At 62.4% G+C, this 24,040-nt stretch carries 22 protein-coding genes; 11 read left to right on the top strand and 11 right to left on the bottom strand.

Annotated features, from left to right (window positions below; genetic code table 11):
- Positions 1–3 precede the first annotated feature (3 nt).
- Entirely contained in the window at positions 4–777 is a 774-nt protein-coding gene (locus tag RYZ20_RS02175) for a 3-hydroxybutyrate dehydrogenase (RefSeq protein ID WP_317670230.1), read from the bottom strand.
- A 283-nt stretch (positions 778–1,060) separates the two neighbouring features.
- Here RYZ20_RS02175 and RYZ20_RS02170 point away from each other — a divergent pair, with 283 nt between their 5' ends.
- The 6 genes from RYZ20_RS02170 (at position 1,061) to RYZ20_RS02145 (ending at position 6,940) form a co-directional block, all read left to right on the top strand.
- Positions 1,061–2,881 carry an extracellular solute-binding protein gene (locus tag RYZ20_RS02170; protein ID WP_411572306.1) on the top strand — a complete coding sequence of 607 codons (1,821 nt, stop codon included), beginning with the start codon at positions 1,061–1,063 and terminating at the stop codon, positions 2,879–2,881.
- A gap of 1 nt (position 2,882) precedes the next feature.
- Complete coding sequence (locus tag RYZ20_RS02165; RefSeq protein ID WP_317670229.1) at positions 2,883–2,999, top strand: entericidin EcnA/B family protein; 117 nt, start codon at positions 2,883–2,885, stop codon at positions 2,997–2,999.
- Positions 3,000–3,102: 103 nt separating this feature from the next.
- Positions 3,103–3,420 (top strand): hypothetical protein, encoded by a 318-nt coding sequence (locus RYZ20_RS02160; RefSeq protein WP_317670228.1) that lies wholly within the window; start codon positions 3,103–3,105, stop codon positions 3,418–3,420.
- A gap of 36 nt (positions 3,421–3,456) precedes the next feature.
- Positions 3,457–4,974 (top strand): class I adenylate-forming enzyme family protein, encoded by a 1,518-nt coding sequence (locus RYZ20_RS02155; protein ID WP_317670227.1) that lies wholly within the window; start codon positions 3,457–3,459, stop codon positions 4,972–4,974.
- A 3-nt stretch (positions 4,975–4,977) separates the two neighbouring features.
- The gene (locus tag RYZ20_RS02150; RefSeq protein ID WP_317670226.1) at positions 4,978–5,625 is read left to right on the top strand and encodes a DsbA family oxidoreductase; all 648 of its coding nucleotides are present in this window, start codon (positions 4,978–4,980) and stop codon (positions 5,623–5,625) included.
- A gap of 85 nt (positions 5,626–5,710) precedes the next feature.
- Positions 5,711–6,940 (top strand): multidrug effflux MFS transporter, encoded by a 1,230-nt coding sequence (locus tag RYZ20_RS02145; RefSeq protein WP_317670225.1) that lies wholly within the window; start codon positions 5,711–5,713, stop codon positions 6,938–6,940.
- Here the strand turns inward: RYZ20_RS02145 and mfd are convergent.
- Together mfd and RYZ20_RS02135 are read right to left on the bottom strand one after the other, a co-directional pair.
- The gene (mfd, locus tag RYZ20_RS02140) at positions 6,937–10,368 is read right to left on the bottom strand and encodes a transcription-repair coupling factor (protein ID WP_317670224.1); all 3,432 of its coding nucleotides are present in this window, start codon (positions 10,366–10,368) and stop codon (positions 6,937–6,939) included. The genes RYZ20_RS02145 and mfd overlap by 4 nt on opposite strands.
- Positions 10,369–10,406: 38 nt before the next feature.
- On the bottom strand, positions 10,407–10,961 hold the full coding sequence (locus RYZ20_RS02135) for a component of SufBCD complex (RefSeq protein ID WP_317670223.1): 555 nt from the start codon (positions 10,959–10,961) through the stop codon (positions 10,407–10,409).
- A 109-nt stretch (positions 10,962–11,070) separates the two neighbouring features.
- Between RYZ20_RS02135 and hemB the strand changes: the two genes are divergently transcribed.
- Together hemB and RYZ20_RS02125 are read left to right on the top strand one after the other, a co-directional pair.
- Positions 11,071–12,078 (top strand): porphobilinogen synthase, encoded by a 1,008-nt coding sequence (gene hemB, locus RYZ20_RS02130; protein WP_317670222.1) that lies wholly within the window; start codon positions 11,071–11,073, stop codon positions 12,076–12,078.
- 124 nt (positions 12,079–12,202) lie between these two features.
- Complete coding sequence (locus tag RYZ20_RS02125; protein ID WP_317670221.1) at positions 12,203–12,760, top strand: lipid-binding SYLF domain-containing protein; 558 nt, start codon at positions 12,203–12,205, stop codon at positions 12,758–12,760.
- A 47-nt stretch (positions 12,761–12,807) separates the two neighbouring features.
- On the opposite strand, the gene RYZ20_RS02120 is transcribed toward RYZ20_RS02125, so the two are convergent.
- Positions 12,808–13,425, bottom strand: a complete 618-nt coding sequence (locus RYZ20_RS02120) for a lytic transglycosylase domain-containing protein (protein ID WP_317670220.1) — start codon at positions 13,423–13,425, stop codon at positions 12,808–12,810.
- Positions 13,426–13,627: 202 nt separating this feature from the next.
- On the opposite strand from RYZ20_RS02120, the gene ssb reads away from it, so the two are divergent.
- Positions 13,628–14,140: a single-stranded DNA-binding protein gene (gene ssb / locus RYZ20_RS02115; protein ID WP_317670219.1), complete on the top strand. Its 513-nt coding sequence runs from the start codon at positions 13,628–13,630 to the stop codon at positions 14,138–14,140.
- Between the two features lie 33 nt (positions 14,141–14,173).
- Here the strand turns inward: ssb and RYZ20_RS02110 are convergent, their stop codons facing one another.
- Complete coding sequence (locus RYZ20_RS02110; protein WP_317670218.1) at positions 14,174–15,217, bottom strand: putative sugar O-methyltransferase; 1,044 nt, start codon at positions 15,215–15,217, stop codon at positions 14,174–14,176.
- Between the two features lie 129 nt (positions 15,218–15,346).
- On the opposite strand from RYZ20_RS02110, the gene rsmA reads away from it, so the two are divergent.
- Positions 15,347–16,198, top strand: a complete 852-nt coding sequence (gene rsmA, locus RYZ20_RS02105; RefSeq protein ID WP_317670217.1) for a 16S rRNA (adenine(1518)-N(6)/adenine(1519)-N(6))-dimethyltransferase RsmA — start codon at positions 15,347–15,349, stop codon at positions 16,196–16,198.
- Between the two features lie 43 nt (positions 16,199–16,241).
- Here the strand turns inward: rsmA and RYZ20_RS02100 are convergent, their stop codons facing one another.
- The 4 genes from RYZ20_RS02100 to RYZ20_RS02085 all read right to left on the bottom strand — a co-directional run bounded on the left by RYZ20_RS02100 (position 16,242) and on the right by RYZ20_RS02085 (position 19,933).
- Positions 16,242–16,838 carry a DUF4167 domain-containing protein gene (locus RYZ20_RS02100; RefSeq protein WP_317670216.1) on the bottom strand — a complete coding sequence of 199 codons (597 nt, stop codon included), beginning with the start codon at positions 16,836–16,838 and terminating at the stop codon, positions 16,242–16,244.
- Positions 16,839–17,087: 249 nt separating this feature from the next.
- Complete coding sequence (gene prmC / locus RYZ20_RS02095) at positions 17,088–17,945, bottom strand: peptide chain release factor N(5)-glutamine methyltransferase (RefSeq protein ID WP_317670215.1); 858 nt, start codon at positions 17,943–17,945, stop codon at positions 17,088–17,090.
- Positions 17,942–18,997, bottom strand: coding sequence for a peptide chain release factor 1 (gene prfA / locus RYZ20_RS02090; RefSeq protein WP_317670214.1), 1,056 nt, complete (start codon positions 18,995–18,997; stop codon positions 17,942–17,944). Before prfA ends, prmC begins: the two co-directional genes overlap by 4 nt.
- A 63-nt stretch (positions 18,998–19,060) precedes the next feature.
- On the bottom strand, positions 19,061–19,933 hold the full coding sequence (locus RYZ20_RS02085) for an NAD(P)-dependent oxidoreductase (protein WP_317670213.1): 873 nt from the start codon (positions 19,931–19,933) through the stop codon (positions 19,061–19,063).
- A gap of 118 nt (positions 19,934–20,051) precedes the next feature.
- Between RYZ20_RS02085 and RYZ20_RS02080 the strand changes: the two genes are divergently transcribed.
- Positions 20,052–22,517 carry a penicillin acylase family protein gene (locus tag RYZ20_RS02080; RefSeq protein ID WP_317670212.1) on the top strand — a complete coding sequence of 822 codons (2,466 nt, stop codon included), beginning with the start codon at positions 20,052–20,054 and terminating at the stop codon, positions 22,515–22,517.
- On the opposite strand, the gene hflX is transcribed toward RYZ20_RS02080, so the two are convergent.
- Together hflX and hfq are read right to left on the bottom strand one after the other, a co-directional pair.
- The gene (hflX, locus tag RYZ20_RS02075; RefSeq protein WP_317671306.1) at positions 22,504–23,787 is read right to left on the bottom strand and encodes a GTPase HflX; all 1,284 of its coding nucleotides are present in this window, start codon (positions 23,785–23,787) and stop codon (positions 22,504–22,506) included. The genes RYZ20_RS02080 and hflX overlap by 14 nt on opposite strands.
- On the bottom strand, positions 23,784–24,017 hold the full coding sequence (hfq, locus tag RYZ20_RS02070) for an RNA chaperone Hfq (protein ID WP_317670211.1): 234 nt from the start codon (positions 24,015–24,017) through the stop codon (positions 23,784–23,786). Before hfq ends, hflX begins: the two co-directional genes overlap by 4 nt.
- Positions 24,018–24,040 lie beyond the last annotated feature (23 nt).

Genomic DNA, 24,040 nt, shown 5'->3' with positions numbered 1-24,040 from the left:
TTCTTACAGCGCGGTCCAGCCGCCATCGACGGAAATCGTCGTGCCGGTGATTTGCGCCGCCGCTTCCGAGCACAGGAACACCGTGGTGCCGCCCAGTTGCTCGACGGTCGCGAATTGCTTCGACGGCTGGCGCGTCAGCATGACCTCGCGGATCACGGTCTCGCGGTCCATGCCATGCACCTTCATCTGGTCGGGGATCTGCGCCTCGACGAGGGGTGTCAGCACATAGCCCGGACAAATCGCGTTGCAGGTGATCGGCTCTTCGGCGGTCTCCAGCGCGACCGTTTTCGAGAACCCCACAACCCCGTGCTTGGCCGCGATATAGGCCGATTTGAAGGGCGACGCGGTCAGCCCGTGCGCGGAGGCTATATTCACGATCCGCCCCCAGCCCGCCTTGCGCATCATCGGCAGCGCGGCGGCAGTGGTATGAAACGCGGACGAGAGGTTGATCGCAATGATCGCATCCCATTTCTCGGGCGGAAATTCATCGATTGGCGCCACATGCTGGATGCCCGCGTTATTCACCAGAATATCGCAGCGCCCCGCTTGCTCGACCAGCGCGCGGCATTCGTCGCCCTTCGACATATCCGCCTTGATATAGCGCGCGCTCACGCCGAATTCCGCGCCCAGATCGGCGGCCAGCTTGTGATCCTCGTCGCGATCGGTGAAGGAATTGAGAACCACATTGGCCCCTGCCCGCGCCAGCTCGCGCGCGACACCAAGACCGATTCCCGAGTTCGAGCCGGTGATAACAGCGGTCTTTCCGTTGAGTGACATAGGTGGGCCTCCCGTAAATCCTTGATCCGGGGGCGACTGTAGATGCTGCACGCGCAAAATAAAGGAAAATCGGGACGCGCCCACATTCGCGCTTCGCGAAAAAAAACGCCCGCACGAAGCGGGCGTTAAGTCATGAGGCAGGTTTCATACAGGCAAGAAACCTATCGAGCAGTGAGTTAGTTATAAGCCCTTCCTCGTCATGGTGAAAGGGAAAAGTTTGCACCCCGCCGCCGCTGGCGCTAGCTTGAAGCCTGAATTTACAGGCAAACAGGGGATTGTTTCCATGGGCGGATCGGTGTTTTTCAGGGCTTTCGCGCCTGTTGCATTGGCTTTGACACCGGTTTTTGCGGGCAGTGGAGCCATCGCGGAACCCTCTTATGGAATCGCGATGTATGGGGCGCCTGCCCTGCCCGAAAACTTTGCCCACCTGCCCTATGCCAACCCCGACGCACCCAAAGGCGGGCGGATTCGCATGGGCGAATCGGGTAGCTTCGATTCGCTCAACCCGTGGATCCTGAAAGGTCGCGCCGCGCAGGGGATCGCCTCGTTCACCGCCGAGACGCTTCTGGGCCGATCCTATGACGAGCCATTCACGCTTTACGGCCTTCTGGCCGAAAGCGTCGAGACCGATGAGGCGCGCAGTTGGGTGGAATTCACGCTGCGCGAAGCAGCGCGGTTTTCGGACGGTAATCCGGTTACGGTTGAAGACGTGATCTGGTCTTATGAAACCCTCGGAACCCAGGGCCACCCGCGCTATCAGAACGCCTGGCGCAAGGTCGCGAAGATCGAGAAAACCGGCCCGCGCAGCCTGCGCATCACATTTAACACGCCTGACCGCGAGCTGGCGTTGATCATGGGGATGCGCCCGATCCTTGAGAAAGCGCAATGGCAGGGCAAGGATTTTGCCGAAGAGACCCAGACCGCCCCTATCGGCTCTGGCCCCTATAAGATCGGCACGGTCGAGCAGGGCAAATATATCAGCCTCGAGCGCGACCCGAACTGGTGGGGCAAAGACCTTGGCTTCAACACGGGGCGCCATAACTTCGACGAGATGCGCTACGACTATTTCGGCGATGGCGGCGTGGTGTTCGAAGCCTTTAAAGGCGGCGAACTGGACACCTGGCGCGAGGGCAACTCGGCCAAATGGGCGCGCGACTATGTTTTTCCCTCGATCCAGTCGGGCGATGTGGTGAAATCCGAGATCGCGCACCAACGCCCCTCGGGGATTTCGGGGCTGGTGTTCAACACGCGGCGCGAACAGTTCAAGGACTGGCGCGTGCGCGAGGCTCTGACGCTGGCCTTCAACTTTGAATTCATCAACAAAACGCTGAATGACGGGACCGAGCCGCGGATCACCTCGTTCTTCTCGAACTCGGTTCTGGGGATGCGCGCGGGTGCCGCCGAAGGCAAGGTGGCCGAGCTTTTGGCTCCCTTCGCCGATCAGCTTGTCCCCGGTGTCATTGAAGGCTACGCCCTGCCGGTTTCGGATGGATCGGAACTGAACCGCCAGAACACCCGCAAGGCCATGAAATTGCTTGAGGATGCTGGCTGGACGGTTGCCGGTGACGGGGTGTTGAAAAACGCCAGCGGCGCGCCTTTCACCTTTGAGATCGTGCTGCAACAGGGCGCCTCCGAAACCCAGTCGGTCGTCGATATTTACGTCGAGGCACTTAGCCGCCTTGGGATTTTCCCGACAGTCACCACCGTTGACGACGCGCAATATCAGGCGCGCACGAACGAATACGATTTCGACATGGCGTGGTATCTGCGCGCGCTCAGCCTTAGCCCCGGGAACGAGCAATACCTTTACTGGTCCAAGCGCGGCGTGACCGAGCCGGGTTCGCGCAACTGGATGGGAATGGATGTGCCCGCCGCCGAAGCGATGATCGACGCGATGCTGAACGCGCGCGATCAGGACGATTTCATCGCCGCAACCCGCGCGCTGGACCGCATCCTGACGGCGGGGCGCTATGTCATTCCCGGCTGGTATTCGCAAGTCTCGCGGCTGGCGCATGACAAGCGGCTTCACTATCCGGCGGCACTTCCGCTATACGGGGACTGGCCGGGCTTTCAGCCGGATGTCTGGTGGTTTGAGGAAAACTGATATGAAGAAACTCATCCTAATTGGCGCGCTCACCCTTGCGCTGGCGGGCTGCAACACGGTCGCGGGGATCGGTGACGACATCTCGGGCGGCGCGCGCACGATGCAGGAATGGTTCTAAGCGTTAAGCCCTCGCAAACCATAGCGAAAAAATCCTTTGCCAAGCGCCCTGTCGCGGCGCACACTTGACCTTGCGGGACGCATATCCCCGCAAGGAGGCGCAGATGAAATGGCATCACATCGAGGAAAACTGGCACGCCTTTTACGAAGCGATCATGGACCGCTGGGAAGACGCCGACGAGGACTCTCTGGATGAAATCGACGGCGAGCAACGCGCGTTCATCGCCTATATCGCCGAAATAACCGATCAGACTCCGGCAGACGCGCGCGAGGAAATCCGCAACTGGATCATGGGAGAATTGCCCGCCGATGTGGTGATGGACCCCGCGCATGACAACCACTCGATCACCAATTCGGCCAAGTATATTCCCGATGGCGAGGACGAATATGCCGACGATGCGCGTTTCGGGGATGACGCCTAGTCTTGAAAGCGCGCGCCAGCGGGCGTAGCTAGCCTCATGCGCGCTGAATATATTTCTGACCCGATCCCCGCCCCGCCCTCCGCCTTCAACATGGCGGCGCATGTGTTGCGCCATGCCGAAAGGCTGCAAGAAAAGATGGCGCTGCAAATCGTGCGCCCGACGGGGGCTGAACGGTGGTCCTATGGGCGGCTGGAAAAGGCTGTGCGCGGCGCGGGCAGCGGCTTTCGCGCCTTGGGGCTGCAGCCGGGGGACCGGATTTTGCTGCGCCTGGGGAATACGCCTGAATTTCCGGTGGCGTTTCTGGGGGCTATCGCAGCGGGCTTTGTGCCTGTGCCGACCTCGTCGCAGCTAACCGTCGAAGAGATTACCAAGATGGCGGCGCAGGTCTCGCCCGCGCTGGTGGTGGCGGGGCACGGTATTGCCCTGCCCGACAACGTGACGCAGGTCATTACCGAAGACGAGTTACGCGGCTTCGAAGACCTGCCGCCTTGCGATTACGACATGGGTGCGCCGGACCGGCTTGGTTATCTGATTTTCACCTCCGGCACCTCGGGAAATCCGCGCGCGGTCGCCCATGCCCACCGTGCGATCTGGGCGCGCCAGATGATGCATGAGGGCTGGTATGGTCTGACCGAGGCCGACCGCCTTTTGCACGCGGGCGCCTTTAACTGGACCTATACTCTGGGAACCGGCCTGATGGACCCGTGGAGCGTGGGCGCCTCGGCCTTGATCCCCGGCGCGGGTGTCCTGCCGGAACAGATCCCGTTGCTTCTGAAGCGCTTTGATGCGACGATTTTTGCAGCGGCACCAGGGGTTTACCGGCAAATCCTGAAGCACCACCAGAAGCTTGATTTGCCGAAGCTCCGCCACGGGCTGACCGCCGGAGAGGCGATGCCTGCGCTGACCCTCCAGCACTGGCGCGATGCCGCCGGAACCGAGGTTTACGAAGCGCTTGGCATGTCCGAATGTTCGACCTTTATCTCGGGATCGCCCGCGCGCCCTGCCCCCGAAGGCACAGCAGGCTACCCGCAAGCGGGCCGCCGCATTGCAGTGCTGGATGACGCAGGCGCAGTGGTTGCCGCCAATGCCCCCGGCACGCTGGCGGTGCATCGTTCGGACCCCGGTCTGTTTCTGGAATACTGGGGCGCGCCCGAAGAAACCGCCGCGCGCTTTACGGGCGAGTGGTTCGTCACCGGCGACACGGTGTCGATGGCCGAGGATGGCGCGATTACCTATCTGGGGCGCGACGACGATATGATGAACGCGGGTGGGTTTCGGGTCTCGCCGCTTGAGGTTGAAGCCGCGCTGACCCGTTGCGCGGACGCGGGCGATGTTGCCGCCGTTGAAATCAGCGTCTCTGCCGAAGCCTCAGTCATCGCACTAGCCTACACGGGCGAGGCCACGCAAGACACGCTTGCCGCCTTTGCAACAGAACACCTTGCGCGCTACAAGCAGCCGCGGATCTACGCCCGCGTGCCCGCCATCCCGCGCAACCCGAATGGCAAGATCAACCGCCGCGCGCTGCGCGAGAACTGGCCGCAGACCAAGGACTGACCGATGACAACGCTCGACATTTTCTCTGATCCCGTTTGCCCGTTTTGCCTGATTGGCAAATCGCGGCTGGAGCGCGCGATGGCGGTGCGGCCCGATCACGGGTTTTCGGTCGTCTGGCATCCGTTCCAGCTTAACCCGACCATGCCGAAAGCGGGGCTAAGCCGTGCCGATTACCTTGAGGCGAAATTCGGTCAGGCGGGTGCGGTGAAGATGACGCAGCAGATCATGGACATCTGCAAGGCCGAAGGGGTCGAGCTGAATATCCTTGGTGTGCTCCGCCAGCCCAATACGCTGGACGCGCATCGCCTGATCCATTGGGCGGGGCTGGAGGAGCGTCAGGGTCCGGTTGTGGATGCGATCATGCGTGCGTTTTGGGTCGAGGGCCGCGATATTGGCAACGCAACGGTGCTGGCGGAAATCGCGCAAAGCTGCGGCATGGAGCGCGCGATGGTCGAGCGGCTTTTGGCCTCGGACTCGGACATCGACGAGATCACCGCGCGCGACCAATACGCCCGCCAGCGCGGCATCAAGGCGGTGCCGACCTTCGTGATCGGCAACCAGCACGCGGTCGAGGGCGCGCAGCCTGCCGAACTGTGGCTGAAGGTCATCGAAGACCTGCAAGGCGTGGCGCCCTCGCTTTCGAAGCAGTAGACACCCGCGCAAATTTGCACAGAGCACTGCGCTTTCGGGGTGCTGGCCTTCACATATCCACAGGTCTAATCTGGCGCGGAAGTCCATGAAAAGTAGTCCCCCCGTGAAAGATACCCAAGCTCAAGCACCCGAGCGGCGCCTCTCCCGCACCGAATTTACCGTCATGCTTGCACTTTTGATGGCGACGGTTGCCTATTCGATCGACGCGATGCTGCCCGCCTTCCCACAGATCGCGGCGACATTCGCGCTGGATGATCCGAACCGCGCGCAGCTTGTGTTGACGGCGTTCATGCTGGGCCTCGGGGCGGGGACGTTTTTCGTCGGGCCGCTGTCGGATGCGTTCGGGCGCAAGCGGGTGATTTTGGCTGGAACGGCGGTTTATCTTGTCGGAGCCATGCTGGCTGCTCAGGCGCAAAGCCTTGAGGCGTTGCTGGTTGCGCGCGTGGTTCAGGGACTTGGCGCCTCGGCTGCGCGGATTGTCTCGATGGCGCTGGTGCGTGACCTTTACGCGGGGCGAGAGATGGCCCGCGTTACCTCGTTCATCATGATGCTGTTTATTCTTGTGCCGGCGGTGGCGCCTTCGATCGGGGCGCTGGTGATTTCGTTTGCGGGCTGGCGCGGGGTGTTCTGGTCGTTTGCGGTTTTCGGGCTGATCGGCGCGGGGTGGCTGATGATCCGCCAGCCCGAGACCCTGCCCCCCGAGCGTCGCCGCCCGCTGCATCTGGCGACGCTCTGGAGCGCGATCAAGGAAATCCTCTCGCACCGTGATGTGCGGATTTACGTTGTGGTTCTGTCCCTTGGCTTCGGACAGATGTTCGCGATGATCTCGTCCTCGCAGCAGCTTTTCGCCGCGCATGGCGTGACCGACACATTCGCGCTCTGGTTTGCCGCAATGGCGCTTGTCGCGGGCACTGGCACCATTTTCAACGCGAAATTCGTGATGAGCCTCGGGATGCGCAAGATCGCTTCGGGGTCGTATCTGATGCAGATTATCGCCTCGGGGTTTATGGGCATTCTGGCGTTTTCGGGCTTAAGCGAGGGACCCGAAGGCTTTATCTTTGTCTGGGCTTGGGCGGTGAGCGTGTTCTTTATGGCGGGCGTCACCTTCGGCAATATCAACGCGCTCGCGATGGAGAAGATGGGCCACATCGCGGGCATCGCGGCCTCGGTTATTACGGCGATTTCAACTCTTTGCGCGGTGCTGATCGCTGGCCCCGTTGGCTTGATGTTCGACGGCACCGCCCGCCCGCTGGTGGCGGCGACATTCCTGTGTTCGGGGTCGGCATGGCTCCTGATGAAGCGCGTGGCGCCTTAAGAAACCTTCGCCACCTGCGCCGCCAGATCGCGGGCAATCGAAAACGCGCCTTTGATCTTGTCCGCATCTTTCGTCCAGTCGCGGCGGATCGAGACTTTGTTGCCGGTGATCTTGGCCAACCCGCGCTCGGCGGTGAGGAATTCGACCAGCCCTTCGGGGTTCGGGAATTTGTCTTTGTGGAACTGCACCGTGCAGCCTTTCGGCCCCGCATCCATTCGCGCGATATGGGCGCGTTTGCACATCGCCTTGATCCGAACGACCAGCAAGAGCGTGTTGACCTCTTTCGGCAGCGGGCCGAAGCGGTCGATCAGTTCGGCGGCAAAGCCTTCGAACTCGACCTTTTTCGATAGACCCGACAGGCGCCGATACAGCCCCAGTCGCACATCCAGATCCGGCACATAGTTTTCGGGGATCATCACCGGCACGCCCAGATTGATCTGCGGCGCCCATTGGCCATCGCTTTCGACCTCGCCCAACTCGCCCGACTTCAGCTTGGCAATCGTCTCTTCCAGCATCGACTGGTAAAGCTCGTAGCCGACCTCTTTGATATGGCCGGACTGCTCTTCACCCAAAAGGTTGCCTGCGCCCCTAAGATCAAGGTCTTGCGAGGCGAGGTTAAAGCCCGCACCAAGGCTGTCGAGGCTGCCCAAGAGCCGTAGACGCTTGGTTGCTTGCGGCGTCAACGGCAGGCGCGGCTTGGTCGTCAAATAGCAATAGGCCCGCGCTTTCGACCGCCCCACGCGCCCGCGGATCTGGTATAGCTGCGACAGGCCAAACATATCGGCGCGGTGGATAACCATCGTGTTCGCGGTCGGAATATCCAGCCCGCTTTCAACGATGGTCGTGGCCAAAAGCACGTCATATTTCCCATCGTAAAACGCATTCATCCGGTCATCCAGATCGCCCGCCGCCATCTGCCCGTGCGCCACCAGATAGCTGACTTCCGGGACATGGGTTTTCAGGAACTCCTCGACCTCGGGCAGATCCTTGATGCGCGGCACAACGTAGAAGCTCTGGCCACCGCGATAATGTTCGCGCAACAGCGCCTCGCGCACGGTGACGGCATCGAACTCGGAGACATAGGTGCGGATCGCCAGACGGTCCACCGGCGGTGTGCCGATGATCGAGAGATCCCGCACCCCCGTCAGCGACAGCTGCAAGGTGCGCGGGATCGGCGTCGCGGTCAGCGTCAGCACATGGATTTCCGAGCGCATCTCTTTCAGCCGCTCTTTGTGGTTCACGCCGAAATGCTGTTCCTCATCAATCACCAAAAGCCCGAGATTGGCGAATTTCACTGCCTTCGCCAGCACCGCATGGGTGCCGATCACAACATCGACCGTGCCATCGGCAAGCCCCTCGCGGGTCTTTGCGGCCTCCTTGGCCGAGACAAAGCGCGACAGGGGCCGCACGTTGATCGCCGTTCCCCGGAAACGTTCGGCGAAGGTCTTGTAATGCTGGCGCGCAAGCAGCGTCGTGGGCGCAATCACGGCGACCTGCATCCCCGCTGTCGCGGCAACAAAGGCCGCGCGCATCGCGACCTCGGTCTTGCCAAAGCCCACATCGCCCACCACCAGACGGTCCATCGGCGTGCCGGACGAAAGGTCGTTCACAACGTCCTCGATCGCGGTCATCTGGTCGTCGGTCTCGGTATAGGGGAAACGCGCGGCAAAGGCCTCCCATTCGTGATGCGGCGCCTCCAGAATGGACGCGCTGCGCAGGTGGCGCTCGGCCGCGATCCGCATCAGCTTATCGGCAATCTGGCGGATCCGCTCTTTCAGCTTGGCCTTCTTGGCCTGCCACGCGCCGCCGCCGAGCTTGTCCAGAAGCCCCTCGTCATGGCCGTAGCGTGAGAGCAGTTCGATATTCTCGACCGGCAGATAAAGCCTGTCCCCGCCCGCATATTCCAGTGCGACGCAATCATGCGGCGCGCCAAGCGCGGTGATGGTTTCCAGCCCCGTATAGCGCCCGACACCGTGATCGACATGAACCACCAGATCACCGGGGCTAAGCGTGGTATGCTCTGTCAGGAAATTGTCGGCCTTGCGCTTTTTGCGCGGGCGCGACACGAGCCGTTCGCCCAGAACGTCCTGTTCCGAGATCACGGTGAGCGGTTCTTTGCCCGCCACCTCGAAGCCCTGATCCAGCGCCCAGATTGCCAGATTGACCCCCGGCTTGATGTCGCGCGCATCTCGGATCTGGGTGGCACCGTCCAGCCCTTCGTCCTCTAGCAGCCCCTTAAGGCGCTCGCGCGCGCCTTCGGACCACGAGGCCACAACCACAGGCCCAACCGCCTGACGCGCTTGAATATGATCCTTCAAAGCGCTGAAAAGGCTGACATCTTCGACTTTGCGCTCGGGCGCGAAATTGCGCCCCAAACGCCCGCTGGCATCCAGAACATTCGGTCCGGGTGGCGCATTGAGCACCTGAAACCGCACCACGCGTTTGGGCGCCAGAACTGCCTTCCACGCGGCCTCATCCAGATACAGCAGATCGGGCGCGGCAGGTTTATAAACGCTGTCCACGCGGTCGCGGCGTTTCATCGCCTCAAGTCGGGTATCGTATTGATCAGCAATCGAAACCCACCGCGCATCCCGCTGCGTCTCGATCTGGTCGTCCAGCATCACGCTGGCATCGGGGAGATAGTCGAACAGGGTCTCCAGCCGCTCGTGGAAGTAACCCAGCCAGTGTTCCATCCCGGCGTGCTTACGCCCCGCCGAGACCGCCTCGTAAAGCGGGTCCTCGGCCCCGCCCGCACCAAACTCGACGCGGTAATTCTGCCGGAAGCGCGTGATCGAGGCATCATCCAGAATGACCTCGGACACGGGCGCCAGCTCGATCGCCTTAAGCTTTTCGGTCGTGCGCTGCGTCACCGGATCAAAGCGGCGCGCCCCGTCCAGCACATCGCCAAACAGGTCAAGCCGCACCGGCCCGCCCTCACCCGGCGGATAGATGTCGATGATGCCGCCACGGATTGCGTAATCGCCCGGCTCGGACACCGTTGAGGCCATCGAAAAGCCCATCCGCACCAGAAAATCGCGCAGCTTTGCCTCGTCGATCCGCCCGCTCACGCGCGCCGAAAACGAAGACCGCGCCAGAACCTCGCGCGCGGGCACCCGCTGCATCGCAGCCGCAAGCGTCGTCAGAATAACCACCGGCCCCGGAATACCGCCCTGAAGCGCGGCCAGCGTCGCCATCCGCGTGGCGGAAATATCGGCGTTCGGCGAAACGCGGTCATAGGGCAGACAATCCCACGCCGGAAAAGACAGAACCACCGCCTCGGGCGCGAAAAACCCAAGTGCCGCCCGCATCGCCTCAAGCCGGCGATCATCGCGCGCGACATGAATAACCGGCTGTCCCTTGGCAAGTTCCTTCGCCAAAAGACGCGCGTCAAACCCTTCCGGGGCACCCGAGAGCAGATAATGTTCCATGGCACCCGAGGTATCGAAGCGCGCGCCGGTGTCAAGCGTCAGAGCACAGAATACCGCAGGTTCATATACATCCCCCAGAAGGCCGCCAGCGTGATCGCAAGAATGCCGATCGCCTGCACGGTGATGCGATGCTTGGTCAGTTGCGCGATGATAAACCCGACCGGCACCTCGTCACGCAACGCCTGCTCCAGAAAAGCCGCGCGCCGCAACCCGAGCGCCCAGACAAGCGTCAGCGGAAACAGGATCAGAAACACCGCCTGCGCCAGCTCCGAGCCATAGAAAAAGCCGGTAATCAGCAGAAAGCTATGCAGCGCGGGCACCATGATCGCCAGCACCAGCCCCGCTTCGCGCACAATCGTCATCAGCCGCGCGACATTGATCCGCGTCAGCGCCAAAAGGTCGGCCTCTGCTTGCCCGCCTTTGCGGTTTGCGCGCAACACCATGTCGAAGGGAATTCCCAGCACCCAATGCGAGGCCGAGGACCACGTCACCGCCAGAGCGATCCAATACCACAGGTTTGAAAAAGACCGCATCGCGATCAGGTCAAGGATGGTGTTGAAGATGCTCACGTTGCCCCCGCGGATCGTTTCCATAGGGTTTCGCCCGTTCGCGCCCGCGTTGCAAGCCACTTTGAGGGCAAGCTGCTACTTGAAGCAGCGCGCGATCCGTGGCACCGAAAGGACAAGCCTAAAGGAGACCGCCATGACCCCGATCCTGCCCCCCTTCCCCCGCACCCGTATGCGCCGTATGCGCTCGTCGGCCGCGTTGCGAGATCTGGCGCAGGAACATCGCCTTAGCACCAAAGACCTTATCTGGCCGATTTTCGTGACCGATGTTGCGGGCGCGAATGTCGAGGTGTCTTCGATGCCGGGCGTGGTGCGGCGCGATTTTGACGGCGCACTTCGGGCAGCGGAAGAGGCCGCCGAGCTGGGTATTCCCGCGATCTGCCTGTTTCCCTACACCGATCCGGCGGTCAAAACCGAAAGCTGCGAGGCCGCCTGGGACCCCGAGAATTTCACCAACAAGGTGATCCGCGCGATCAAGGAACGCACCCCCGAGGTCGCGATCATGACTGACATCGCGCTTGATCCCTATAACGCGAATGGCCACGACGGGCTGGTGCGTGACGGGATTATCCTGAACGACGAAACCGTTGAATGTCTTGTAAAAATGGGTCTGGCGCAGGCCGAGGCAGGCGCCGACATCCTTGGGCCGTCCGATATGATGGACGGGCGGATCGGCGCGCTGCGTGACGCGATGGAGGCGGCTGGCCACCAGAACGTGACGATCCTGTCTTATGCGGCCAAATACGCCTCGGCCTTTTATGGTCCGTTCCGCGATGCGGTGGGGGCGACAGGCGCGCTCAAGGGCGACAAAAAGACCTACCAGATGAACCCTGCCAACGCGAACGAGGCGCTGCGCCTGATCGCGCGCGACCTGACCGAGGGCGCGGATATGGTCATGGTGAAACCCGGTATGCCCTATCTCGACATTTGCACGCGGGTGAAGGCCGAGTTCGGCGTGCCGACCTATGCCTATCAGGTGTCGGGCGAATACGCGATGCTGATGGCGGCGGTGCAGAACGGCTGGCTTGACCACGACAAGGTGATGCTGGAAAGCCTGATGGCGTTCCGCCGCGCGGGCTGCGACGGGGTGCTGAGCTATTTCGCGCCCGCAGCAGCGCGGCTCTTGCGGGCGGATGGGCTGTAACCCCGCGGTCAAAGGCGTTTTTTCGCCGACGTAGCCACAAGATAAAGTGACAAACGCAGGCGTTTGACCTATAAATTCTGAAAACGGGCCAGCATAAGGCCCGACCATATGAGCGGAGCATCTTATGACCCATTTTTCCAGACGAACCCTTCTGGCGCTTGGCGGTGCGGGGCTTGGCCTTGCGGCTTGTGGCAACGGTGTCGGCAGCAATGGCGCGAACAAGCTTGACGGGCGCGTCGATGCGGCGCGCAACTTCCTGCTGACGAAATACCCCGGCACGCGCGACCTTGAGCAAAAGGCCGTTGGCGTTCTTTACATGCCCTTGATGACTGAGGCTGGCTTTGGCATCGGTGGCAGCTATGGTCGCGGCGCGCTGCGGATCAACAATGTCTCGGTCGATTACTATTCGGCAGCGTCGGCTTCGGTCGGGTTCCAGATCGGTGTGCAGCAGTTTGCCCATGCGCTGTTCTTCATGACGCAAGAGGCGCTGGCCAACTTCCGTTCGGCAGAGGGCTGGGAGCTTGGGGCCGATGCCCGCTATGCACTGCCCGATCGTGGCGGCGCATTGGGGGCGGACACCACCAGCACGCAAAAGCCGATCGTCGCGCTTGTCTATGGCCAGGCGGGTCTGATCGCGGGCGCCTCGCTGGCCGGCACCAAATACACGCGCATTATTCCGTGATAAAACAATCCACTGGCGCATAAACTTCATGCGTCAGGTTTGGGATTTTAGCTACCCAGAATGGCGCGGACGTAGTTTTTCGTCTCGCGGTAAGGCGGAATGCCGCCGTGTTTCTCGACCGCCTCCGGCCCCGCGTTATAGGCCGCCAGCGCCAGCCGCCAGCTGCGGAAGCGATTATACATCATCCGCAGGTAGCGCGCGCCGCCATCAAGGTTCTGATGCGGATCGCGCGGGTTCACGCCAAGCCGCGCCGCCGTTCCGGGCATCAGCTGCGCCAGCCCCATCGCTCCTGCGTGAGACTTCGCATTCGGGTTCCAGCCGCTTTCCTGCTGCACGAGGCGCAAGAACAGATCCTCGGGCACGCCGTGGCGCGCGGCTGCCGCCTTAGCCGCCGACAGGTATTGGCCCTTGTATTTGCCGCTATAACTCGGGATCGCACTGGCGTAATCGGTGCTGCCCGCCTTGGCACCCGGACGCAGGCGCGAGGAAAACCCGTATTGCTCGGAGGCGCGGCCATCAAGCACACGCATCTTGTTTTGCAACAGCACGGCGCTCGATTTGGTGGACGACCCCGAAAGGCGCAGCCCCTCGGCCATGACCGAACCGGCCCCGCCAGCCATTAAAATCGCAACCAGTGCTCCCGTAAGGGCGCGTTTAACCTGCATGAATGACCTGTTCTTCGGTTATCTCGCGCGCCAAACCTATATCGAAAACCCGAGCCGCAAAACCCTCTTTTCCAGCGGATGGCAATATCCTGCCCGTCGGGCGCGGAGTTGTTCGCTTCCGAAGCCAGCGCCCATGCTCTATACATTCGGGACATTGACAGATTCGCCGCATCAACCTGCGGCAGGCTTCGCGGAGGGATATATGGCAGGCTCGGTAAACAAGGTCATTCTGGTCGGCAATCTGGGGCGCGACCCCGAGGTTCGGACCTTCTCGAATGGCGGCAAGGTCTGCAACCTGCGCATCGCGACCTCGGAAACCTGGCGCGACCGTAACTCGGGCGAGCGTAAGGAGCGCACGGAATGGCATTCGGTCGCGATTTTTCAGGAAGGTCTCGTGAAAATCGCGGAACAATACCTGCGCAAAGGCTCGAAAGTGTATATCGAGGGCAAACTGCAAACGCGCAAATGGCAGGACCAATCCGGCCAGGACCGCTACACGACCGAGATCGTGCTGCAGGGCTTTGACGGGACGCTGACAATGCTTGATGGCCCGCAAGGCGGTGGTCAGGGTGGCGGCAACTATGGTGGCGGCCAATCCTCGGGCGGCGGCTACGGTGGCGGCTATGATGATCCCGGCTACGGCGGCCCGCAAGGCGGCGGCCAGCCCTCCTCGGGTGGTGGTCGGTCGGACTTCGACGACGAAATCCCGTTCTGATCCTAAAGGGGCCGCGATGGCCCCTTTTTCATTTCAGGATATACGCGCCATCACCGAGACCTCGGACTGGTAGCTCCCGCTCTCGTTTGTTTCGCCATAGACAAAGGCGTCGGTGGCAAGGGTCTCGAACTGATCAAAGCACTCGCGGACAAATCCGGATTTCACCTGATCTATCACGCCGACCTCCCCCGATTTCTGCGCGACCTTCTTGCCCACCGCGCTATTGCGCATCAGCACGTTCTTGCCGATCAGCGGTTGCACAAGGCGGACGTAGTTGCGCACGACATCCGGCTCCATCTCCTGGAAGGACATGAAGTTCACAAACAGATCGACCTGCCCTTTCACGCGCGGCAACTGCCACGGGCAAAGCACTGCAGCCTTGTAGCGGGTCGCGATCTCGGTCAGGTCGATCTCAGACATCTGGCGGCTTTGCGCGTAATCGAGCACATTTTCCGCCCCGAACACCTGCTGCAGATACCAAGTCGAAACGGCTGCGACCGGCGGAATATCGACGTTCACATAAAGCCCCTCGGGCTGCGCTTTGAGCAATATCTCGCCAAGCGTGCCGTATCCGCCGCCGATTTCCAGACAGCTTTGCCAAGCCGCGCTGTCCGCATGGCGCTTATACAGGTTCAGCCCGCGCAGGTAGTTCAGCATCGAGCGGCTGTAGCGGCGCGCGTCAAATATGAACCGCTCGCCCGCGCCGACTTCGCTTTCGCTGACTACATCCAGCGCCAGCCCACCCTCAACCTCGGTCGCGCGGAACAGCCGGTAATCAAGCGCCGCGCGGTCCGAATGCGTCAGGCGTTTCATCATGCGGGCACGCTTGCGCGCGGGCAGTTTATCGACCAGCGGCAGCAGCCACGACCCATAGCGGCGCAGCGTTTTCGAGCCGTAAACCGGCACATAAAAGAACGTCGCAGACGGGTGCGTGCGAAACCCCTCGATCCCCAGTTTCTCGATGTCATGGATGATCGCAGGCAGCCCCGTTGACCAGAAATTCGTCGGGCGAAACTCGGGCGGAGCCTCCTCCAAATCGTCCAGCATTAATTGCAGGGTCTCGGAAAAGCCTGTCATCGTTTCTGCTCCTTATAGTCCGCTCTGGTGTAGCAAGGCCGGAGGCGCGTGCAAAGCGCTCAAATGCCAAGCCTTGAACCGCGAAGGGGGCTGTGCGATCAACGCGCGGAAATGACAGGAGTTCGACCCATGGCCGCAATCGACGGGCTTCCGCCCCTGCGCGAGGTAATCCGCGAGCATGAACTGGTCGCGAAAAAGCAGCTTGGCCAGAACTTCCTGCTGGATCTGAACCTGACCGCCAAGATCGCGCGCTCGGCCGGTGATCTGACTAATTGCGATGTGTTCGAGGTTGGCCCCGGCCCCGGCGGTCTGACGCGCGGGCTTTTGGCCGAGGGGGCGCGCCGCGTGCTGGCGGTGGAAAAGGATGCGCGCTGCATCCCCGCGCTGGCCGAGATTGCCGCGCATTACCCCGGTCGGCTTGAGGTCATTAACGGTGACGCGCTGGATGTCGATGTGCTGAGCCACCTGACGCCGCCGATCAAGATTGCCGCGAACCTGCCCTATAATGTGGGGACCGAGCTTCTGGTGCGCTGGTTAACGCCCGCGCAATGGCCGCCGGTGTGGGACAGCCTGACGCTGATGTTCCAACGCGAGGTGGCCGAACGGATCGTGGCGCAGCCGGGCGACAACCATTACGGGCGCCTTGCGATCCTTGCGCAATGGCGCACAACCGCGCGTATCGTGATGAGCCTGCCACCCGAGGCCTTCACCCCTGCCCCCAAGGTTCATTCGGCGGTTGTGCATCTGAAGGCGCTGCCCGAACCGCGCTATCCGGCGAATGCAAAAATCTTGTCCGAGGTTGTCGCGGCAGGCTTCAACCAGCGGCGCAAGATGCTGCGGGCCTCGCTTAAAGGCGTGCATCCGCAAATCGAGACGCTTTTGGAAGAAGCTGGCATCAAACCGACCGAGCGCGCCGAGCGCGTGACGATCGAGGCGTTCTGCCGGCTGGCCCGCATCGTCGAGGCCGCCCGCCAGAACTGAAAAACCGCGCCGTTTCGGGCGCGGCTTCCTGATTTCATCCACCTTACGCGGCGTCGTCGGATTTGGGCGCTTCGCCCTCGCCCTTTTGCGCGCGGGGTTTGCGTGGCGCGCGCGGACGGCGCGGCTTTTTCGCGGGTGCTTCGTCCTCTGCCGCGGGGGCTTGGGGAGCGGAGCCTTCCTCGGTTGCCGGAGCTTCGGCTGCGGGGGCTGCCGCAACGGGTTCGACCGCCTGACGGGGCGCACGCGATTCCGGCGTCTCGACCAGACCAGCGCTGTCATCCTCGCCTTGGCGCGCATCGTCGCGCTGGTTGTTCACGTCACCATTATCACCGTTCTGGCGCTGATCGCGCTGGAACTGCTGCTGGCGCTGACGCTCTTCTTGCTGCTGCGCCATCTCGCGCTGCGCAGCCCCCAGCATCCGCGTGTAATGCTCGGCGTGTTGCAAGAAGTTCTGCTCGGCCACGCGGTCGTTGCCAAGTTGGGCATCACGGGCAAGCTGAAGATATTTGTCGATGATCTGCTGCGGCGTGCCGCGGACCTTGCCTTCGGGACCGTTGGAATCGAAGACGCGGTTGACGACGTTGCCCATCGACCGTTGGCGGTTCGATTTGTTACGCGAGCGGGATTTCGAAGATCTCATGTGCGTTTGTTCATTCTGCCCGATTGCGGGCCTTGGATCTGGCTGCGAGAGCCCTTGCAGAGCCGGTCTTTGCGGGATGCGCGATCTCGCGCAGATCAGGAACGGCTATGTGAAGCTGAGCCGCGCGGGGGAGCAAGCTTCCACCCTGCGCAAATCCTGATAAGCATGATGTGCGCGCAGTTACAAGCTAAAATCTTGCTTATGCGACCAGTTTAGCGCCGCTTTGTGTCAAATACGCCTGTGTGCGGGCTACGCACAGCCGCAGCCGGTGTCATCTTGCGGTTTTTGCGCCAGAACCACGCGGTCGCGCCCGTCAAGGTCCTGGCGCACCTCGATATGCGTGAACCCTTCGGCGTGCAGCATGTGCGAAACGGCTTCTGCCTGTGTCGGCCCGATTTCCAGCACGATCCGCCCGCCCGACATCAGCCGCGCCCCTGCGCCGCGCGTAATCTGGCGGTAGGCCTCTAGCCCGTCCCCGCCCGGCGTCAGCGCCAGATGCGGCTCCCAGTCGTGGACATCGCGCGACAGGCCCGCCATTTCATCCGCCCCGATATAGGGCGGGTTGGAGACAATCAGATCGAAGCGCCCGTCGATCCGCGAATACCAATCCGAACATACGACCCCTGCGCGGGTATCGACACCGTGCCGCGCTGCGTTTTCGCGCGCGATGGCCAACGCCGCCTCGGACAGATCGGCGGCAGTTCCGGCTGCAAAGGGCATGTCTTTGAGCAGCGAAATCAGGATGCAGCCCGTGCCTGTGCCCAGATCAAGCACCTTGGTGAACGGGTGTTCCAGCGCGGCGGCAACCAGAATTTCGGTCTCGGGGCGCGGGTCGAGCGTATCTTGCGTGACCCGAAACTCGCGCCCCCAGAACAGGCGGCTTCCGGTGATCTGGCTGACAGGCTGATGCGCCAGACGCGCGGTGATTGCGGCTTCGAACGCAACCTCGACCTCGGGCGGAAGATCATCTTGCAGCGCGAGCGTCAGGCGATCAGGCGCAAGCCCCATCGCAAAGGCCAGCAAGCGCCGCGCATCCCCTGCCGCGCCCGCCTGCCCCGCCTCGGCCAACCGACGCGAGGCCAGAACAAGCGCTGCCTGCGCCTTCATTGCGACATCTCCGCCAGCTTGGCTGCCTGATCGTCGGCAATCAGCGCATTGATTACCGCGTCCAGATCGCCCTCGATAATCTGCCCCAGCGAATAGAGCGTCAGGTTGATCCGGTGATCGGTCATCCGGCCTTGCGGGAAATTATAGGTGCGGATGCGTTCCGAGCGGTCGCCCGACCCGACCTGAGCCTTCCGGCTATCGGCGCGTTCCTTGGCGGCGCGGTCGCGCTCCATTTCATACAGCCGCGCGCGCAGAACAGCCATCGCATTGGCGCGGTTCTGGTGCTGCGACTTTTCAGAGCTTGTCACCACCAGCCCCGTCGGCAAGTGGGTTATCCGCACGGCGGAATCGGTCGTGTTGACGTGCTGACCGCCAGCGCCCGAAGAGCGCATCGTGTCGATACGGATGTCGCCTGCCGGAATGTCGATGTCGACCTCTTCGGCCTCGGGCAGAACCGCCACGGTCGCCGCCGAGGTATGGATGCGCCCGCCCGCTTCGGTCTCGGGGACGCGCTGGACGCGGTGCACACCGGATTCGAACTTGAGGCGCGCAAAGACCCCCTCGCCCTCGATCCGCGCGACGGCCTCTTTCACGCCGCCAAGTTCGGTCGCGGAAAACTCCATCAACTCGAACCGCCAGCCTTTGGTTTCGGCATAGCGCTGATACATCCGCAGCAAATCACCGGCAAAAAGCGCGGCCTCCTCGCCGCCCGTGCCGGGACGGATTTCCAGAATTGCGGGGCGCGCATCGGCGGCGTCTTTCGGCAACAGAGCAAGGCGCAGCGCGTGCTCCATTTCGGGAATGCGGGCCTTGAGGCGCGGAAGCTCCTCCTCGGCAAGGTCGCGCATCTCGGGGTCGGCCAGCCAGCCTTCGGCCTCGCGCAGGTCATCGCGGGCCTGATTATAGGCCTGAATTTCACCGACGACAGGCTTTAGCTCGGAATACTCGCGCGAGATACGCGCGATTTCCGCAGGCTCCGCGCCCGCAGACAAACGCGCCTCGAGATATTCGAAACGCTCTAGAATCTGGGCAAGTTTTTCAGTGGGTAACATGGGGGATGGGTTTGGCGCGGCGCGCGTCCCCCGTCAAGCAGGTTCGGCGCGCCGCAGCCCCGATCAGTCGAACTTGCGCAGACGCGCGATCAGCGACGAGGTATCCCAACGCCCGCCGCCCATCTTTTGCACGTCCTTGTAGAACTGGTCGATGAGGGCCGTCGCCGGCAGGCTCGCGCCGTTTTCATTGGCCGTGCGCAGGCAAATATCCAGATCCTTGCGCATCCAGTCGACCGCGAAACCGAAATCGAACGTGTCGGCCTCCATCGTCTTGTAGCGGTTCGACATCTGCCAGCTTCCGGCGGCACCCTGAGAAATAACCTCGACCACATCCGAGATCGACAGACCGGCTTTTTCCGCGAAATGCAGGCTCTCGGAAAGCCCCTGCACCAGCCCCGCAATCGCGATCTGGTTACACATCTTGGTCAACTGCCCTGCCCCGCTTTCACCCAGACGGCGGCAGATTTTCGAATAGGCGGCGATCACCGGTTCGGCGCGGGCGTAATCATCTGCGTCGCCGCCACACATGACAGACAGCACACCGTTTTCGGCCCCCGCCTGCCCGCCCGAGATCGGCGCATCGACGAAGCCAAGCCCGCGCTCGGCGGCAAGCGATGACAGCTCGCGCGTAACCTGCGCCGAAACCGTTGTGTGATCGACCAGAACCGCGCCCTTGTCCATGCCCGCAAATGCCCCGTCTGCACCGGCACAGACCACGCGCAGATCGTCATCATTGCCGACACAGGTCATCACGAACTCGGCGCCCTTTGCGGCCTCGGAGGGCGTTTTGGCGCAAGCCCCGCCATGCTCGGCCACCCATTTTTCGGCCTTGGCAAACGTGCGGTTATAGACCGTGACCTCATGGCCCTTTGCCGCCAGATGCCCCGCCATCGGATAGCCCATCACGCCAAGCCCCAGAAACGCAACCTTCGCCATAGTTCACCCTTTCGTTGCCGCGCGCGCAGGCGCGTTGAAAATCCTTCTCCTGTGACTTAGTAACGGCTCACCCCCGCCCGTCAACCAAAGGCCGGGGCCGACAAAGGGTAAAAGCGCGATGATCACCTTTTTCCGCTGGACGATCCGGCTGGTGTCTTTTGTTCTGATTGCGACGATCCTCGCCGTGATGGGGCTGTATTATTTTGCCGCCCGGTCTCTGCCCGATTACAACGAGGGCTACACAGTCAGTGGCATCTCCGCGCCCGTCGAGATTGTGCGCTCGACCGAGGATGTTCCCCATATCTTTGGCCAGACCGACGATGATGTGTTCTTCGCGCTTGGCCTTGCCCATGCGCAGGACCGGCTGTGGCAGATGACGCTGATGCGGCGCACGGTGCAGGGGCGCCTCTCCGAGGTATTCGGCGCCGAGACGCTGAAGACAGATGAACTCATGCGCCGGCTGGACCTCTATGGCGCGGCCCGCACCTCGGTCGAGGTGCAGGACCCGCAAACCCTTGCCGCGCTGAATGCATATGCCAACGGGGTCAACCAGTGGATCGAGCAGGTGAACTCTGGCGCGCGCGGCCGTGGCGCCCCCGAGTTCTGGCTGTTCAAGAACGAGGTTGCCTATTGGACCCCCGCCGATTCCATCGCGATCCTGAAGCTGATGGCCGTGCAGCTTTCGTCACAGGTCGAGACCGAGGTGCTGCGCGCGCGCATTTCCATGCTGAAGGGCGATTATCTGCGCGATATTATGCCCGATATGCCCGGAACAGGCGTTACCGCCCTGCCCGATTATGCGGCCCTCTTCCCCGGCATGAAAGCCATGCGCCATGCCGATGCAGCCGACACATGGCCACCCCTGATGCCGTTTCCCAAACGCGGGATGGCCGCCGCCTCGAACGCCTTTGCCGCGGGGCCGACGCGCTCGGCCGCTGGCGGGTCGCTGCTCGCCAATGACCCGCACCTGCCGCTGACCGCGCCGTCGCAATGGTATCTGGCGCGGCTGGAGCTGAAATCGGGCGGCGTGATTGGCGGCACTATTCCCGGGCTGCCCCTGGTTCTGACAGGGCGCAACGCGGAAATGGGCTGGGGGCTGACCTCGGCCTATATGGACGATCAGGATGTGTTTCTTGAGCAGGTCAACCCCGAGAATACCGAGCAATACCGCACCCCCGACGGCTGGGCCGATTTCGAGACGCGGCGCGCCATTATCGAGGTGAAAGACGCAGATCCCGTCACCGTAACCCTGCGCTGGAGCACGAACGGCCCGATCCTGCCCGGCAACCATTTCAAGCTGTCCACGGTGACGCCGCCCGGTCATGTGGCAGCGCTTGGCTGGACGGCGCTATCTGCCCGTGATCGCTCGATCAGCGCGGCCATGCGCCTGATGCGTGCAAAGAACATCCCGCAAGCCGTTGCTGCGACAAAAGATTTCACCGCGCCTGCGCAAAACCTGACATTGGCAGACGCGCATGGCGTTGCCCTTGTGATGGTCGGCGCCATGCCGGACCGTGACCCGCGCCACCAGACAAAAGGCCGGATGCCCGCGCCCGGCTGGAACCCCGAGAACCGCTGGCGCGGCACGCTGCCTGCCAGTGACAACCCGCAGGTTATCAATCCGGCCAGCCAACTGGTTTTGAACACGAATAACAAGCTGGTCGATCGCCCCTTCCCACAGCATGTCTCGTTCGACTGGGGCGACAGCCAGCGCATCCAGCGCCTGAGCCGCCTGATGGGCGAGCGCGAGGTGCATACCCGCGAAAGCTTTATCGCCGCGCAACTTGACAGCGTCAGCCCTGCCGCGCGGGGTCTTCTGCCGCTGGTGGGCGCGGATCTGTGGTTCACCGGCACGCCCGCGCCCAATGGCACCCCCGAGCGTCAGCGCCAGCGTGCGCTGGAACTGATGGCGGCCTGGGATGGCGATATGTCCGAGCACCTGCCCGAACCCCTGATCTATGCGGCCTGGATGAAAGCGCTGCAAAACCGGCTGATCCGCGACGAGCTTGGGCCGCTGGCCGAAGAGTTCACCCATATCGAGCCGCTGTTCCTTGAACGCGTGTTCCGCAACACCCAAGGGGCGTCTCGCTGGTGCGACGTCAAACAATCCGCGCCGGTCGAGACCTGCACCGACATCGCCCGAATCGCGCTGGACGAGGCACTGCTTGATCTAAGCGCTACCTACGGGCCAAATGTCGAAAGCTGGCGGTGGGGAGATGCGCATGAAGCGCAGCACGACCATCCGGTGCTGGGGCGTGTGCCCTTCCTGAACTGGATCGTGAATATCCGGCAATCGACCTCGGGCGGCGATTTCACGCTGCTGCGCGGCGTGACCGCTGGCACGGGAGAGACGCCCTTTGCGAATGTCCACGCTGCGGGCTATCGCGGGGTCTATGATTTTGCCGATCCGGATTCGTCGGTGTTCATCACAGCTACCGGCCAGTCGGGCCATCCGCTTTCGCGCCATTACGACGACCTGTCCGAGCTATGGCGGCGCGGCGAGTATATCCCGATGTCGCTTGACCCCGCGCTCGCGCGCGCGGCGGTGGCGGGGATCACCCGCCTGTCGCCTAAAGCGCCATGAACCGGCTTTGCTGGGTCGGGGTCCAGTTGACCTTGATCCGCCAGCCGTCCTTGCCCTGCCGTTCCGCGCGCACGACGTTCTGCTCATGCAGCCACGCCCGCGCGCGCCCCGCCGAGAATGGCAGGTTAAGCACTTCTTCGATCCGCTCTTCGGCCAGCCGGTCCTCGATATTGGCCAAGAGAGCATCCAGCCCCTCGCCCGTGATCGCGGACACGGCCTGAACCTCGCTGCGCCGCGCATCCTGCACCAGAAGAGCTGCACGAATTTCGGGCGAGAGCGCGTCGATCTTGTTCCAGACCTCGATCAGGGTGACGTCCTCGTCCACGCCAAGACCTTCCAGAATTTCGGCCACATCCTCGGCCTGTTCCTCGGTCTCGGGGTGCGAAATGTCGCGCACATGCAAGATCAGATCGGCCTCAAGCACCTCTTCGAGCGTCGCGCGGAAAGCGGCAACCAGTTCGTGCGGCAGGTCAGAAATAAAGCCCACCGTATCGGACAGAATGATCTTGCGCCCAGACGGCAGCGTCACCCCCCGCATCGTCGGGTCGAGCGTGGCGAAAAGCATATCCTTCGCCATCACATCCGCACCGGTCATCCGGTTGAAAAGCGTCGACTTTCCGGCGTTGGTATAGCCCACCAGCGCGACAATCGGGAACGGCACCTTGCGCCGCGCTGCGCGGTGCAACTCGCGCGTTTTTACGACTTTCGCAAGCTGGCGACGGATGCGGATAACTTGTTCGTCAATGGCGCGCCGGTCGGCCTCGATCTGGGTTTCGCCGGGGCCGCCGACAAAGCCAAGTCCGCCGCGCTGGCGCTCAAGGTGGGTCCAGGCACGCACAAGCCGCGTGCGCTGATAGCTGAGCGCCGCAAGTTCAACCTGCAACACACCCTCGCGGGTGCGCGCACGGTCGGCAAAAATCTCAAGGATCAGCCCCGTCCGGTCGAGGAGCTTGACCCCCCACTGCTTTTCCAGATTGCGCTGCTGGATTGGCGAAACCGGCCCGTCGACCAGCACCAGATCGACCTCGGCCGCCTCCAGCCGGCCTTTCAACTCGGCCAGCTTACCCGTGCCGAACAGATGGCCGGGATGCAGCTTGGCCAGCGGCACCACTTCGGAGCCGACAACATCGAGATCCGGCAAGGCCGCCGCCAACGAAACAGCTTCGGCCAGCCCGTGTTCAGGCAAACGCCGAGAGGCCGCACCCTTCAGCGCGGGGTGCAGCACATAGGCCCGCGTCGGGCCGTCGCGCGATTCAATTGCGTCGCTCAGTCTTCGCCCTCATACAGAGAGATCGTCTGGCCCGGCATGATCGTCGAGATCGCATGTTTGTAAACAAGCTGGCTCTGGCCATCACGACGCAGCAGCACACAGAAGTTGTCAAACCACGTAATCACGCCTTGCAACTTGACCCCGTTGATCAGGAAGATCGTGACCGGAATCTTGGTCTTGCGGACATGATTGAGAAAAGCGTCCTGCAGGTTTTGTTTATCGGCAGCCATTGTTCTTGCCTTTTATTATTGTC

The organism is Pseudothioclava alba (assembly GCF_033100795.1).
Taxonomy (GTDB): domain Bacteria; phylum Pseudomonadota; class Alphaproteobacteria; order Rhodobacterales; family Rhodobacteraceae; genus Pseudothioclava.
Note: the sequence above shows the minus strand (reverse complement) of the source record. Positions and strands in the feature narration are given on the sequence as shown.

Coding starts and splice junctions, on each gene's coding strand:
- rsmA (WP_317670217.1), top strand. CDS start 15,347: ATGGCCGCAATCGACGGGCTTCCGCCCCTGCGCGAGGTAATCCGCGAG.
- RYZ20_RS02125 (WP_317670221.1), top strand. CDS start 12,203: ATGACCCATTTTTCCAGACGAACCCTTCTGGCGCTTGGCGGTGCGGGG.
- RYZ20_RS02080 (WP_317670212.1), top strand. CDS start 20,052: ATGATCACCTTTTTCCGCTGGACGATCCGGCTGGTGTCTTTTGTTCTG.
- mfd (WP_317670224.1), bottom strand. CDS start 10,368: ATGGAACATTATCTGCTCTCGGGTGCCCCGGAAGGGTTTGACGCGCGT.
- RYZ20_RS02085 (WP_317670213.1), bottom strand. CDS start 19,933: ATGGCGAAGGTTGCGTTTCTGGGGCTTGGCGTGATGGGCTATCCGATG.
- RYZ20_RS02120 (WP_317670220.1), bottom strand. CDS start 13,425: ATGCAGGTTAAACGCGCCCTTACGGGAGCACTGGTTGCGATTTTAATG.
- RYZ20_RS02110 (WP_317670218.1), bottom strand. CDS start 15,217: ATGACAGGCTTTTCCGAGACCCTGCAATTAATGCTGGACGATTTGGAG.
- hfq (WP_317670211.1), bottom strand. CDS start 24,017: ATGGCTGCCGATAAACAAAACCTGCAGGACGCTTTTCTCAATCATGTC.
- hemB (WP_317670222.1), top strand. CDS start 11,071: ATGACCCCGATCCTGCCCCCCTTCCCCCGCACCCGTATGCGCCGTATG.
- RYZ20_RS02170 (WP_411572306.1), top strand. CDS start 1,061: ATGGGCGGATCGGTGTTTTTCAGGGCTTTCGCGCCTGTTGCATTGGCT.
- RYZ20_RS02135 (WP_317670223.1), bottom strand. CDS start 10,961: ATGGAAACGATCCGCGGGGGCAACGTGAGCATCTTCAACACCATCCTT.
- ssb (WP_317670219.1), top strand. CDS start 13,628: ATGGCAGGCTCGGTAAACAAGGTCATTCTGGTCGGCAATCTGGGGCGC.
- RYZ20_RS02175 (WP_317670230.1), bottom strand. CDS start 777: ATGTCACTCAACGGAAAGACCGCTGTTATCACCGGCTCGAACTCGGGA.
- prmC (WP_317670215.1), bottom strand. CDS start 17,945: ATGAAGGCGCAGGCAGCGCTTGTTCTGGCCTCGCGTCGGTTGGCCGAG.
- RYZ20_RS02145 (WP_317670225.1), top strand. CDS start 5,711: ATGAAAAGTAGTCCCCCCGTGAAAGATACCCAAGCTCAAGCACCCGAG.
- prfA (WP_317670214.1), bottom strand. CDS start 18,997: ATGTTACCCACTGAAAAACTTGCCCAGATTCTAGAGCGTTTCGAATAT.
- RYZ20_RS02150 (WP_317670226.1), top strand. CDS start 4,978: ATGACAACGCTCGACATTTTCTCTGATCCCGTTTGCCCGTTTTGCCTG.
- RYZ20_RS02100 (WP_317670216.1), bottom strand. CDS start 16,838: ATGAGATCTTCGAAATCCCGCTCGCGTAACAAATCGAACCGCCAACGG.
- RYZ20_RS02155 (WP_317670227.1), top strand. CDS start 3,457: ATGCGCGCTGAATATATTTCTGACCCGATCCCCGCCCCGCCCTCCGCC.
- RYZ20_RS02160 (WP_317670228.1), top strand. CDS start 3,103: ATGAAATGGCATCACATCGAGGAAAACTGGCACGCCTTTTACGAAGCG.
- RYZ20_RS02165 (WP_317670229.1), top strand. CDS start 2,883: ATGAAGAAACTCATCCTAATTGGCGCGCTCACCCTTGCGCTGGCGGGC.